Origin of the sequence: Candidatus Frackibacter sp. WG13 (assembly GCF_900114655.1) — a bacterium.
Taxonomy (GTDB): domain Bacteria; phylum Bacillota; class Halanaerobiia; order Halobacteroidales; family Acetohalobiaceae; genus Frackibacter.
Window position 1 is genome coordinate 35,091 of sequence record NZ_FOTT01000024.1, and the last position, 14,467, is coordinate 49,557.

The following is a 14,467-nucleotide window of genomic DNA, read 5'->3' on the forward strand; positions in this document are numbered from 1 at the left end:
ATGCTCAACTTCATTCCAGTCTGCTCCATTTTTAATGGCTAACATCAATTGATTATGAAAATGTGTAGGTCATAATTTTGTAACCAGCGAATATAATCTAGGAGCGATCAAACAATGATTTTAACTGCTAAATGGGTTATGCCGATAAGCAAAGAACCTTTAAAATATGGTGCGGTAGTTGTTGAGGGCGAAGAGATTAAAGATGTGGGGTATAAGGATGAGATTTTATCTAAATATCCGCAAGATGAAGTGAAAGATTTGGGAGAAGTTATTCTGTTTCCGGGTTTAATTAATATCCACACTCATCTTGATTATACTATTTTAAGAGGAGTAGGAGATAATCTATCATTCTTGCCTTGGATAAGTAAACTAGTTGCTAAGAGTAGAAAGTTATCTTTTGAAGAGATCTTGCTTTCTGCTAAGCTGGGGGCTTTGGAACTCTTATCAGCAGGAGTAACTACTATTGCAGACACTACTGCTACTGGGGCTTCTTTGCAGGCTGCTTCTGAGTTAGGGTTAAGAGGTGTTATCTATCAAGAGGTTTTTGGGATGGATGATGAGAAGATAGGTCTTATTCTTGCTGATGTTGAAGAAAAGTATAATAAATTAAAGTCGCAAGCTAACCTTAAGCTAAAGATTGGACTATCACCTCATGCACCTTATTCGGTTTCTGGAAGATTACTTCAAGAAATAAGTAAGTTCGCTGCAAAGAAGGATGTTCCTCTTTGCATGCATTTAGCAGAAACAGAGGAAGAGATTGAATTTTTATTAAAGGGAACAGGTTCTTTTGCTACTACTTATCGCGAAGCGGTGGGTTGGGGAGATATTCCTTGGCAGGCACCACAAGTATCCGCAGTAAAATACTTAGATGATTTAGGTGTCTTAAATGATAGATTATTAGCAGTACATGTAGTGCAGACTAATGATGAGGATTTAGAACTGTTGAGGGAAAATGGAGTAAAAGTAGCTCACTGTCCCAAAAGTAATGCTAAATTAGGAAATGGAATAGCTAATTTGCCAGCAATGTTAGAGCAAGGATTAGAAGTTGGTTTAGGTACTGATAGTGCGGCTAGTAATAATTCCTTGGGTCTTTTTTCTGAGATGGAGTTTGGTTTGTTATTACATCGAGCTAATCAAAGAGATGCAGAAGTCTTAACTGCTAAGGAAGTAGTAGAGATGGCGACAATTAAAGGAGCAAGGATTTTAGGCTTAGAAGAAGAAGTTGGAACTTTAGAAGTAGGCAAGAAGGCTGATTTAACTGCGGTTAGCATTGATAATCTAGCCAACCAACCGGTTTATGACCCATATTCTACTTTGGTTTATAATGCTTCTAGCCGTGATGTAATCTTAACTATGATTAACGGAGAGCTTATATATAAGAATGAAGAATTTAATGGAAGAATAGAAGAAGTGATAAATGAATTAAAGCAAGTGAAGCAGAAGATAGAAGAATGATAATTAGGAGGAACTTTAAAATTGAAGCCTTATGTGGTAGGAATTACCGGAGCTAGTGGTAGTATTTATGCTAAAAGATTATTAAAAGTATTAATTAATAAAGGACACCAGGTTTATGTGATTATTAGTGAACCAGGGAGACGAGTGTGGAGAGATGAATTAGAAATAGAATTAGGAGATATGACCCGGGAAATAAATGAGCGTATTCGTCAGAGTCTAGGCCTAGATAAAGATGATGAATCTATAATCTATTTAGATAATGATAATATAGGGGCTCCAACCGCTAGTGGTTCTTTTCAAACAGCAGGCATGGTCGTAATTCCGTGCAGCATGTCTACTGTGTCAGGAATAGCTTATGGTCGTTCGACTTCTCTTCTGGAGAGGTCAGCAGATGTAATATTAAAAGAGAAGCGACAGTTAATAGTAGTGCCTAGGGAGACACCTTTAAATACGATTCATTTAGAGAATATGTTAAAATTATCGAAGTTAGGAGTAGATATTATTCCGCCGATGCCTGGTTTTTATAATAATCCCCAAACTATAGATGATTTAATTGATTTTGTAGTGGGGAGAGTTTTAGATCGCTTAGGGATTGAGCATAATATTTATGAGCGATGGGAGTAGAATATAATTTGACAATTCTGTCTAACTATTGTAAGATAATATAAGAATAAAATATTTAACAGCTAAGATGGAGAGGAGTAAATAATTTAAGCTTACAGAGAGAGGTGCCCTTAGGCTGGAAGGTATCTTAAGACCTTAAATTATTGAAGTAGCTTCTGAGCTATTAGACTGAAAGAAAAGTAGGTTTAATCGGTAACTAGCCGTTATCTAGTTTGAGGGTCTAAAGTAATTACTTTAGAAACTAAGGTGGTACCGCGAGAGTAAACTTTCTTTCGTCCTTATTTAAGGATGGAGAAAGTTTTTTTAATTTAAAGGAGGAATTAAAGATGACGCAAGAAAAGATGGCCACAACTTATGATCCAGCTACTGTTGAAGATAAATGGTATGAATTCTGGATGGAGAATGATTATTTTGAAGCAGATGTTGACCAAGAGAAAGAATCGTTTTCGATTGTAATGCCGCCGCCGAATGTAACTGGGCAGCTACATATTGGACATGCTTTAGATAATACTTTACAGGATATTTTAACCCGGTGGAAACGGATGCAAGGTTATACTACTTTATGGGTGCCAGGAACAGACCATGCTAGTATAGCAACCGAAGTTAAAGTAGTTAATAAGATGCGTGATGAAGAAGGTTTAGAAAAGGATGACGTAGGTCGAGAAGGTTTCTTAGAGCGAGCTTGGGAATGGAAAGAAGAGTATGGTGGTCGAATTATAGATCAATTAAAGAAGCTAGGAACTTCTTGTGACTGGGGCCGTGAGCGCTTTACTATGGATGAAGGCTGTTCTAAGGCAGTTCGAGAAGCTTTTATCCAATTATATGAAAAAGATTTAATCTATCGTGGTGATTATATTATTAACTGGTGTCCGGATTGTGGGACTACTTTATCAGATATTGAAGTAGAACATATGGAAATCCCAGGACATTTCTATCATATTAAGTATCAGATCAAAGATAGCGATGAAGAGATTGTAGTTGCTACTACTCGTCCTGAGACGATGTTAGGAGATACTGCGATTGCGGTTAATCCAAGTGATGAAAGATATCAAGACTTGATAGGAAAGACAGTAATCCTACCAATCGTAGGCAGAGAGATTCCAGTAGTTGCTGATGAGTATGTAGATTCAGAGTTTGGAACTGGATTAGTAAAGGTTACTCCAGCTCATGACCCTAATGACTTTGAGATTGGACAGCGACATGACCTAGAAGTAATCAAAGTAATTGATGATAATGCAATAATGACAGCTAAAGCCGGTAAGTATGAAGGAATGGATAGATACGAATGTCGTGAAGAATTAGTAAATGACTTAGATGCAAGTGGTCAACTAGTAGAAAAAGAAGAACATGACCATTCAGTGGGCCATTGTTATCGTTGTGATACAGTAATTGAGCCGTTGGTTTCTAAGCAGTGGTTTGTTAAGATGGAGCCGTTAGCTAAGCCAGCTATTGAAGCGGTTAAAGAAAGTGAGACTAACTTTGTCCCTGAGAGGTTTACTAAGGTTTATCTAAATTGGATGGAGAATATTAGAGATTGGTGTATTTCTCGTCAGTTATGGTGGGGACATCGTATTCCGGTTTGGTATTGTCAGGATTGTGAAGAAGAGATTGTAGCTCGTGAAGAGCCAACAGAATGCTCTGAATGTGGAAGTGAAGATTTAAAGCAGGATGAAGATGTGTTAGACACTTGGTTTAGTTCTGGATTATGGCCATTTTCTACTTTAGGTTGGCCAGAAGAAACAGATGAACTTGGCCTTTATTATCCAACGTCTGTCTTAGTAACAGGAAGAGATATTATTTTCTTCTGGGTAGCGAGAATGATCTTTTCTGGAATGGAATTTATGGAAGAAGCACCATTTGCTGATGTTTATGTTCATGGTTTAGTTAGAGATGCCCAAGGAAGAAAGATGAGTAAGTCCTTAGGTAACGGTGTTGACCCGTTAGAGTTTATTGATGAATACGGTGCAGATACACTACGCTTTACATTGATTACAGGTAATACTCCTGGTAATGATATGAGATTTAGACAGGAGAAAGTAGAAGCTAGTCGTAACTTTGTAAATAAGATTTGGAATGCTTCAAGATTTGTATTAATGAATTTAGAAGACTTTGATCCAAATGAAGTCGAAGAATTAGATTATACTTTAGCTGATAAGTGGATTATGAGTAGAGTTAATAAGGTATCTCAGGAAGTAACAGATGCTTTAGATAAATATCAATTAGGTAATGCAGCGCAGATGTTATATGACTTTATCTGGAATGAATTCTGTGATTGGTATATTGAATTAATTAAGCCTAGATTATATCAAGATGAAGATCAGACAGCGAAAGAAACAGCTCAATATGTAGTTTGGTCAACTTTAGAGCAAACTTTACGTTTATTACATCCATTTATGCCATTCATCACGGAAGAGATTTGGCAGCGTCTATCTCATGAAGGCGAAACGGTTATGTTATCGCAATGGCCTGAGGGAGATGCAGACTTAATTAACGACGATGCAGAAGAGAAGATGGCAGTGATCATGGATGTAATTAGAGCCATCCGAAATATCAGAAATGAAATGAAAGTAAATCCAGGTAGAGAGATAACAGCTATCTTACAGCCGAAGAGTGAGGAAAAGGTAGAAATAATAGCTGCAGGCCAAGACTATATTGTGGATTTAGGTAAGATTTCTGATTTAACAGTAGAACAAGAACTAGATGAAAAGCCAGAGAAAGCGTCGACAGCTATTACTAATGGTGTAGAGGTTATCTTACCACTAGAAGGAATGGTTGACTTAGATAAGGAAATAGCTCGCTTAGAAGATGAAATAGAAGAGATGGAGTTTGAAATTAATCGAGCCGAAGGTAAATTAGCTAATGAAGGGTTTGTTAATAATGCTCCAGAAGAGTTGGTAGAAGAAGAGAAGCAGAAAGCTAAAGAATATAAAGATAAAAAGGAGCAGTTGATAGAACGGTTGGAGATGTTGAAGTTGTAAGAGAAAATTAATTACAAACCTTTAAATGATGATTGGACACAGACTGCCACAGACAAGACACAGACTGAAAGATAAGGCTAAGATTAAGGATAAGACTAAGACTAGAATTAAAACTAATAATTAATACTGATTCTTGAAATTAAGAAGTCTTGTGTTAGATAGTAGTTGTGGGTTTGTGAACTTTTATTAATAAAGAGAGCTGATATCAAATGATATTAGCTCTCTTTTTATATTTCGAAGAAAATTTATTATAGATTAAAAACATAATTTGCTAAAAATAAGTATCTTTTTTAAGTTTTAGACAGGGATGTAGGAAAGATATCTCGTAATAATATATTAGGATATATTTGGATAAAAAGTATTTTTGTGATACTTAAGGAAGGTTGGTAGTATGGGAATACATATTCAAAAAGGAGAAGAGGAAGAACTTATAGTTAAATTCAATTATACGTCAGGGAGGGTTAAAAAGATAAAGTTAATTGATGGCCGGCGTTGGGATCCAGAAGAGAAGTTTTGGACGATTCCTTATACGGAGGAAGCGGTTGAGCAACTATTTAATATTTTTGAAGATGAGGAAATTTTGGTAGATGAATCACTTGATTTAGATATTTACAGAGGAAGTATAGGTGCACAGACTTGGAAGTCTAAGGTTTTAGGTGAAATGAAGGAAGAATTAAAATTACAAGGGTATAGCCCAAATACTATAGATGTATATTTAACACATATTAATCAGTTTATAAAGTTTCATAAGAAAAATCCTGAGACTTTACAACAAGAGGATGTACGTAAATATTTATTATTTTTATTAGAAGAAAAAGAGAGTTCTCATTCGTATGCAAATCAAGCATTGAGTTCACTTAAATTTTTATACAGTGAGGTATTACATAAGCAAGAGGTGGTTTTCAATCTTCCTAGACCAAAGAAAGAAAAGAAATTACCAGTTGTATTAAGTCAGCAAGAAGTTTCTAAAATATTAAATTCTATAGACAATTATAAACATCGTGCAATATTATTTTTGACTTATTCAGCGGGATTACGTGTAAGTGAGGTTGTGGGGTTGAAGATAAATGATATTGATAGTGACCGCATGTTAATTCGGGTAAGGCAAGGTAAAGGCAGAAAGGATCGATATTCTATTCTTTCAGAGGCAGCACTTAAAGCGTTGAGAGAATATGCAAAAAGATATAATTTAGCTAAATGGCTTTTTCCAGGAGGGAAGAAAGGGACTCATTTAACAGAACGAAGTGTGCAAAGAGTTTTTAAAAAAGCATGTAAAAAGGCTAATATAGAAAAAGATGTTTCGATTCATTCTTTTAGACATTCTTTTGCTACTCATTTACTTGAGAAAGGAGTGGATTTAAGATATATTCAGGAATTACTTGGACATAAAAGCTCGAAGACTACGGAGATATATACGCATGTCAGTAAGAAAAAACTTAATAATATAAAAAGCCCGTTAGATGATTTGGTCTAAGCAAATGAGAATAAAGGGTAATTTAGATAAGATATTACCGACGCTAGTGTCGGTAATAAATTGAAATAAGTATGTTATATGACATTCGTTAAGATTCAGTTATATGACAGATGGCACAAGATACTATTACATTAAAAATTCAAGGGGGAAAAACATGTTTTATCATATTTTAATTTCTACAGAAGAAACAGATGAAGTATATGAAATTGATCACGAGGACTTAAATTATATTAAAGAAAATATGGCAAAACCGTATCTTCAAAACAAAGATTTTCAAGTAGATGGATATTTTATTGAGCCATCAAAAGTTAAAAGAATGATAATCACTACCACAGGAAAAGCATCTAATTATCTACGAGAAGCTAAACAAAGTCAAGTATCACCAGGTGTTCTTTATGTTTATAGTAGAAAAGAATGTGTTTTTGAAATAGATGATTATAAAGAGGATATTACAAGAGAAGTATTTGAAGAAATTAAAGAAAATATAACAAAAAATGAAGAAAAAACATTAAAAAAAAGCAATGATGATAGTGCTGATAGTAATGAAGATACAACTATTTTTTTGGCTTATAGTTATAGAGAAGATGATGATGAATTTGTTTCTGGATTTAAAGAGTTGCTCGAGAATAAGGGTTATAAAGTAATTGATGGAAAAGCAGATAGATTGGGTTCAATATCTGATGCAATTATTGAAAAAATTCAAATTTCAGATATAGCAGTTATTGTTATGACAAAAAGAGATAAAAAAGAGAATGGAAAATTTACAACAGCGGCTTGGTTATTAGAAGAGAAAGGGGCAGCAATTGCATTTGATAAAGATGTTGCAATGTTTGTTGAAGAAGGAATAGATGAAACAGATATTGGTGGTTTACAAGGAGATGCTCAAAGATTTCATTTTACAAGAAATAATTTTTTAAAAGTTGTTATGAATTTTGTAAAAATACTTGAAGTAGAATAGATAGATAAATAAATTATAAAAAAGAGGTTTTAATCTAATTGAAATGTAATTAAAAAATTGGAGGAAGATATTAATGTCTAAGAAAATTGGTAGAAATGACCGTTGTCCTTGTGGAAGTGGTAGAAAATATAAAAAGTGTTGTATAAACAAGTTTGTTACTAATAAATTTATTCAATGGGAAATTAATGCCAGAGATATTTTAATTAGTGAACCAAAGAACGATGATATTGTCAAAATATTTTTTAATGTTCTAGATATTATAGACAGAAGAGATTGGAAAGGTGCATGTCATGCAACATGTGCAGTCTTATATGTTTTATTTAGTGAGATAGGATTAAAACCAACTCTTTGTTTAGGTGAGGTTAAATATAGTAACATTGTTTTTGACCATTCTTGGATAGAAATATCTAATAATGTTTATGATGCTGCAATATTTAAAACTATTCATGGGGATATGTTATTTTCTCCTATAATTAATGGAGTATCTGTTGATACTAAGCAACCACCCAAAGCAGAGTATGGTATAGTATCTGGACAAGCTATTAGTGCTTATGCAAAAAAAATTAAAAATACTTCTTTTGAAAAATATATGAGTAATTATCCAGAAAGGAAAAATGGACTTTGGGATTTTGTTAAAATAATCGCAAAAAAGATTTCGCTTGATGTGAATATTCAAGAATTAAAAAGTAAGTATTCTAATGTTAAATGGTCAGATAAATAGTTTTTTATTGTCAATAGAAAAATAGTAGCAGTAACTTTAACATGGGGGAGTGCCATCCATCATATAACAGCACCTTAGCGACATCCCAGTTATGAGCATAAATGAAAGTTAGGCTGACTTATGTGAGATTTAGAGGTTTATCTGAGACTAGGATGGTTAGCGGGGACGTCGCGAAGCTGCGGGACGTTAGACGACATACTATGTTAGTTAATTTATATGGAGGGTAAAAACTAATGAGCATTAATAAAAACGATAACTATTTGAAAAAAGAAATCTACAAAACAGTATCAAAATTAACTAAAGAACATTTAGATAAAACAGGTAAATCTCAAACTCAATTATCAAATGAGATAAATGTAGTTAGATCTTATATAAGCAATATTATAAATGAACATACTTTCTCGATTGCAAGTTTTACGTTACAAAAATTAATGAATGAAATGAATATTCCAATATATAGAATTTTTGAAAATTTAGACTTATCAAATTTTGAAAAAGATGATTATTATTCTTTATTTAATAGAGCATATCAAAATAATATAATGCCTAAAGATTTAGAAAATGCTATATATTTATTTAAAACTTTGAATTTAAATGAGGTTTCTTTAGATGAGTAAAGAAAAAAAGATAACTTTAAATCATAGAGGAGAGGTTCATAAAGACCAAAGGCAAGAATGGGAGAATAAATTAGGAAAGTTCATAAAATATTTTAGAGAAAAAAATGAATTTTCTTTAAAAGAAGTTGTTGATAAATTTGAATTCAATATTAGTCGTGAAGCAATATCAAAATATGAACATGCTAGCTCAGGAATAGGATTAGATAAACTTTTTGAGATAATGAGAGTTTTAAATATTAAACCACAATATTTAGAATTGTTAGGATATTCTCATTTACCTAGCAAACTAAAAAAAAATAATATATCAATGAAACAATTGAAAGTACTTATAGAATTAGTTAAAGAAAATACTTCTTTAACTAATTTTAAAAAAAGATATATTGAAAAGGTTAATGAACATAATCAACATACTAAATATTATATTGAAGATAAAAAAACAGAGATAAATATAAGAAGTGGCCATACTCAGTTTGCAGAGAGAATTAAAGAAAATTACAATTATGAATGTGCTATTTGTGGAATTAATACAAAAGAAATTTTAATTTGTTCTCATATTATTCCTTGGAGTAAAGACAAAGAAAAAAGAATTGATGAAAGTAATGCTATTTGTTTATGTGCTTTACACGATAAGTTATTTGATAAAGGATATATAACTATCAACAATAATTATGAAATTAAATTATCCTCTTTAATAAAAAAAGATAAGAAATTGTATAAAATATTAAGAGAGATAAAAGGAGAAACAATAAAAAAGCCTTCCAAAGGAAAACCCAATAAAGATTATTTAAAATATCATAGAGATAATATATTCAAAAATTAATAATAAAAAAAGGTAATTCAAACTAAACTATGAAATTTAATAATTTTGAAAATAAAAGATTAATTTTATTTATTAGACATAAAAAATGTGTAATAAATAGGGAGGTGGGATTTTAATAGGATTTTGCACTTGTTATACGCTTTTCTATTAAACATAAATCATGAAAAAAGAAGATTATATTGAGTTTGAAAAAATGATGAAGAACAGACCTCATTTAGTAATATTAGGAGCTGGTGCTAGTGTTGCAACGATATTAAATGGTGATGCTAATGGTAGACAAATATCTGTTATGGATGGTTTTATCGATAAGTTAAATATGAAGAATTTAATTGAGGAAGTTGAAATTAATACAGATAGCGATAATTTAGAAGATATTTATTCAGAATTATATGAACGAGATGATTGTAAAGAGGTTTTAGAAACTCTGGAAAGTAGGATATATGATTATCTTTTACAATTTGAAATTCCATCAGAACCAACGATTTATGATTATCTAATTCTGTCACTTAGAAAAAAAGATGTAATTGCAACATTTAATTGGGATCCTTTATTATTACAAGCATATAAGAGAGTAAGTAGGATTACTAATGAATTACCAGAATTATTATTTCTTCATGGTAACGTCTATGTTGGTGTCTGTCATGAACACAAACGTGGTGGTTTTATAGGAAATCGCTGTCCAATATGTGGAGATTTATTTGAGAAAACTAAATTATTATTTCCAGTAAAAAATAAAGATTATGATAGTGACTTGCTTATTAAAGATCATTGGAATGCAATAAGATATTATATGGAAAAAGCTTTTGTAGTAACTATTTTTGGATATAGTGCTCCTAAAACTGATAAAGTTGCTATTGATTTATTAAAAAATTCATGGGGAGAAAAAGAGAAAAGAAATTTTGAAGAAATAGAAATTATTGATATTAAAGATGAAAAAGAATTGGTTGAAACATGGAATGATTTTATTCATACTCATCATTATCAAGTTTGTAATTCTTTTTTTGATTCAATTATTGCACAGTTTCCAAGACGTTCATGTGAAGCAATATTTGATAGATTTTTTAATCTTAAATGGCTTGATGGTAGAAAAGGATTAAAAAATGATATGAATTTTGAAGATTTAAATGATTATTTTGATAAGATTTTACATGATGAAAGAATAGACCAAAAAATATTAACTACTTTTGGAATAGTAGATGATTAAGAATGAATTTGAAAATTAAAATATGTCGTACGTCGTCTAACATCGCGTGGTCGACACCTATCTTAATGCATAAAAGAGAGTTTTGTTTTATTTATGTAAATTTTATTTTTGTTTGAGGAATATGAGTTTTCGTGGGCGTCGGCAACCCGAGGAACGTTAGCCGACATTTTATGTTGAGTTTAGTGCATAGGAGGAATCAATGTGGAGATTTATAATTATGAAGAAAAAGGGCATACATCTGAAGTGATTTTATCTAATGAGAAAGAAACTATTAATCTTTCTCAAGGGATGTTGCAAAGTGCTATATTACATTATAAAGCCAGATTAATTATGTTATCTGGTAAAATACTGGATTATGAAAAAGAGACATTAAAATTAAATAGATGGGCAAGGGAAACTTCTGAATTGAAAACTCATTTAAAGAACTTGCACTTAAAAATAGTTAAAAATGATTGTGTTGTAAGAGAAATTAAAATGAATAATATGTATGTTTTGGACTATACAGAAGAGTATAATAGCCTTACATATACAGTGGTTTTATTACAGCATAATAGAAGAAGTGAATATACATGCGTACCAATCGATTCAAGGTATGGCGGGGGACGACTTTTGATTCAGCCCAAAGATGATAGTACAAGAAAAATTTTGGATAATATTAGATTAGGATTAAATGGAGCGGGAGGTCTTGCAGTAACCAAGACCGGAATAGATGGATTAAGATGGTTATGGACTGAGGGTTTATTAGAATTTAGCGCGGCAAGAAGCGTTTCATTTTTGGCAAGATTTAATTTATATTATTTAGCAACTCATGGAGTAAACTTGATAATTTCTACAAGTGCAGATATATATTTTAAATCAATTGGATATGAAGAGGGAGTAGGAAAGGTAAACCCATTAAGAGATATTTATAAAGAATTAGGTAAAATTGCTGGGGTTACTGTTTCTAAAATGTTTGACGAATATAAATATAATGAAGAATTATGGGAAGAGAGAGGGGAAAACTTATATTATGCTCTTGATTTAACTGGAGCAGCAACAGGTTTATTTAAAACTACTAAAGAAATAATTCACACAGTTAAATATGGTGAAAAGGTCGCATATAAAATTTATTATAGTAAAGGTTTTGTTAGAGGAATTAGAAAATTAAGAAAGTCATATATGTTAATATCTAGTGGGGCAGTCGCAAGAGATGTAAATCCAGTAGTAAAGGACGCTATGGAGTTGATGGATTAGAGAGGTGAAAAATATGAAAAAACAAAGTAAGTTTAAGTTTGTTTTTAAATTGTATTTAATTAGAGGAATTTTATCTGGGATTTTAGCGTATATATATATTGGAATAAAAGATGGTGGATTATTTACAGTATCGTATTATGGATTAGGCAATATTGCAGTAGTTTTAATGTTTTCGTTACCATTATTTTTTCTAGTAACTTTTATGATCTTCGTGTTAGAAAATACAATAATAACAAGTTTTAGAGAAGGTCTTTCTTCAATAATAATTTTTATATTATGTATAAGTTTATTGTTATTAAGAAGTTATTTTACAGGAAGATTGGTAAGAATTTTACCTATATTATCCTTTTTTATAGGTTTTGCAACATTGGCAATAATTTTAGAAAGATTATTTGGTTTGCAACATAATGGTAATTATTATTTTAAAAGTAAATAATGAGTAATTAATACATAAAACATCGGCTAACATGGCATTTACGACACTAAGCAAAGTGCATAATAGTTGTCTTGGTAATGACTTATGCAAGATTGCTCGAGTTATATAATTGTAATTGCTGTGTTAAATTGAAATTGGACGAGCTTTGATGAGCGTCGTAAACACCAGGAACGTTAGTACGCCAAGCAAGTTTGATATTTCTGGCAAGGTGAAGCCGTCTACTAGAGTAGACTTAGGATAATATCGATTATGAGAGATTACAACAGAACCAACGTAAATAGCTCAATGGTAAGAGCTTAAAAGATCGCCGACAGAAGGTCCACCTTTCACTACCTCACTGTCTTTGGTAAAGTGAAGGTCGTTCAATGGTTTGAGTAATATTTTAATTAGTCAATATATCTGATAACAGTCTTTGCTAGGTAAGGACTAACCATCCACCTATATCGAGTGTTGCGCTTTGAATTGGTAACAATTCAGGTGAAGTGTACACAGAGAACTTTTTAGGCCAGAGGGAAGACCGTAATTCCTGAAGCATATTGAGCCCCGTTAGTATCGGGTCCTGGAAACAGGAGAAGAGCAGATGACGACGTAGTTAACGTTGCGGAAGTCAATACGAAGGAATTGTAAAAGGTGAGATTCCGGAGGGTCTGTCGGGGTCAGAGAACCTGGCATGAAGAGAAAGAAATATCAGGAATTTGGGAGGTCCTACAGGTTCCAATGATTATTGGAAGGTCTATCCAATCGAAAAAGAGGACGACCTGCGACTTGTAGGAAGTCGGATTAACTCATAGTACTCTGAGACCAGGAGAGCTGGTTACATGGGGAAGGGGTGACAGAAATATGTACTCATCAAAGGAAACACTAACCGGACGCGCAAGGCCGGAGCAATTAGTGCAAACCTCACTGAAGGGAATAGCAAAGAAAGCAAAACGACTCAAAAAGTATAGATTTCGTGACCTATATAGGCAGATAAACCATAGTGCTTTAAGTAAAGCTTGGGATAACATAAATAAGAAAGCAGCCGCAGGAGTAGATAAAATAACTGCCAAAGAATTTGCTAAAAACTTAAAAGATAATATTGAAAGTATATTAGATAGCTTAATAGGTAAGCGATATCATGCAAAGATGGTACGTAGAGTGAATATAGAAAAGGACAATGGGAAACTTCGTCCACTGGGGATTCCAGTAGTTGCCGATAAAATAGTACAAAGAGCAACAGCCGATATATTAGAAGCAATTTATGAACAAGATTTTATAGATAATAGCTATGGATATAGACCAAACCGTGATTCAAAAGTAGCAATAAAATCTTTAACAAAAGAATTACAGTTTGGCAAATACAGTTACATAGTTGAAGCAGATATCAAAGGATTTTTCGATAACATAGACCATGATTGGTTAATAGAAATGTTAAAACAAAGAGTTAATGATAAAGAATTTATAAGGCTAATCAAGAAATGGTTAAAAGCTGGGATATTAAAAGAAGATGGACAAGTCATTCATCCAGTTACAGGAACTCCTCAAGGTGGCATAATAAGTCCCATTCTAGCAAATATCTATCTACACTACGTATTAGATATCTGGTTTATAGGAAAAGTTAAGAAAGAATGTGCAGGTGAAGCCCATCTATGTCGTTACGCTGATGACTTTGTTTGTGCTTTTAGGTACAAAAGAGATGCAGAACGATTTTATCACATGTTACAAAAGAGACTAAATAAATTTGGTCTAGCACTTTCATTGGAAAAGACAAATATAATCAGTTTCTCTAGATTCCGTAAATATGAAAATAATAGCTTTGAATTTCTAGGGTTCGAGATGCGTTGGGGAACTTCAAGGAAAGGTAAGGACATAATTAAAAGGAGAACTTCACGCAAGAAACTAAGAAAATCACTTAAGAATTTTACTAAGTGGTGCAAAGAAAATAGGAATAAGCGACTCAGAAGTTTG

At 32.3% G+C, this 14,467-nt stretch carries 12 protein-coding genes and 1 other annotated feature; all 12 genes read left to right on the forward strand.

The window, feature by feature from the left end; all coding sequences use genetic code 11:
• Positions 1-114: 114 nt before the first annotated feature.
• Positions 115-1,455 carry an amidohydrolase family protein gene (locus BM077_RS11535; RefSeq protein ID WP_089750501.1) on the forward strand — a complete coding sequence of 447 codons (1,341 nt, stop codon included), beginning with the start codon at positions 115-117 and terminating at the stop codon, positions 1,453-1,455.
• Between the two features lie 21 nt (positions 1,456-1,476).
• The gene (locus BM077_RS11540; protein ID WP_089750503.1) at positions 1,477-2,079 is read left to right on the forward strand and encodes a UbiX family flavin prenyltransferase; all 603 of its coding nucleotides are present in this window, start codon (positions 1,477-1,479) and stop codon (positions 2,077-2,079) included.
• A 55-nt stretch (positions 2,080-2,134) separates the two neighbouring features.
• Positions 2,135-2,362 (forward strand) — a binding site (T-box leader).
• Between the two features lie 43 nt (positions 2,363-2,405).
• Positions 2,406-5,057: a valine--tRNA ligase gene (locus BM077_RS11545; RefSeq protein ID WP_089750505.1), complete on the forward strand. Its 2,652-nt coding sequence runs from the start codon at positions 2,406-2,408 to the stop codon at positions 5,055-5,057.
• A 391-nt stretch (positions 5,058-5,448) separates the two neighbouring features.
• Entirely contained in the window at positions 5,449-6,531 is a 1,083-nt protein-coding gene (gene xerA / locus BM077_RS11550; protein ID WP_089750507.1) for a site-specific tyrosine recombinase/integron integrase, read from the forward strand.
• Between the two features lie 154 nt (positions 6,532-6,685).
• A complete protein-coding gene (locus tag BM077_RS11555; protein WP_089750510.1) occupies positions 6,686-7,489 on the forward strand; it encodes a toll/interleukin-1 receptor domain-containing protein in 804 nt (267 codons plus the stop codon).
• Positions 7,490-7,562: 73 nt separating this feature from the next.
• Positions 7,563-8,210, forward strand: a complete 648-nt coding sequence (locus BM077_RS13910) for a YecA family protein (RefSeq protein WP_089750511.1) — start codon at positions 7,563-7,565, stop codon at positions 8,208-8,210.
• Between the two features lie 233 nt (positions 8,211-8,443).
• On the forward strand, positions 8,444-8,827 hold the full coding sequence (locus BM077_RS11565; protein WP_089750513.1) for a helix-turn-helix domain-containing protein: 384 nt from the start codon (positions 8,444-8,446) through the stop codon (positions 8,825-8,827).
• Complete coding sequence (locus BM077_RS11570) at positions 8,820-9,647, forward strand: HNH endonuclease (RefSeq protein ID WP_089750515.1); 828 nt, start codon at positions 8,820-8,822, stop codon at positions 9,645-9,647. Before BM077_RS11565 ends, BM077_RS11570 begins: the two co-directional genes overlap by 8 nt.
• A gap of 193 nt (positions 9,648-9,840) precedes the next feature.
• On the forward strand, positions 9,841-10,851 hold the full coding sequence (locus tag BM077_RS11575; protein WP_089750517.1) for a hypothetical protein: 1,011 nt from the start codon (positions 9,841-9,843) through the stop codon (positions 10,849-10,851).
• Positions 10,852-11,052: 201 nt separating this feature from the next.
• A complete protein-coding gene (locus BM077_RS11580; protein ID WP_089750519.1) occupies positions 11,053-12,084 on the forward strand; it encodes a hypothetical protein in 1,032 nt (343 codons plus the stop codon).
• A 13-nt stretch (positions 12,085-12,097) separates the two neighbouring features.
• The gene (locus BM077_RS11585) at positions 12,098-12,520 is read left to right on the forward strand and encodes a hypothetical protein (RefSeq protein ID WP_089750521.1); all 423 of its coding nucleotides are present in this window, start codon (positions 12,098-12,100) and stop codon (positions 12,518-12,520) included.
• 840 nt (positions 12,521-13,360) lie between these two features.
• A partial coding sequence (gene ltrA / locus BM077_RS11590) for a group II intron reverse transcriptase/maturase (protein WP_090095251.1) occupies positions 13,361-14,467 on the forward strand: 1,107 nt, incomplete at its 3' end.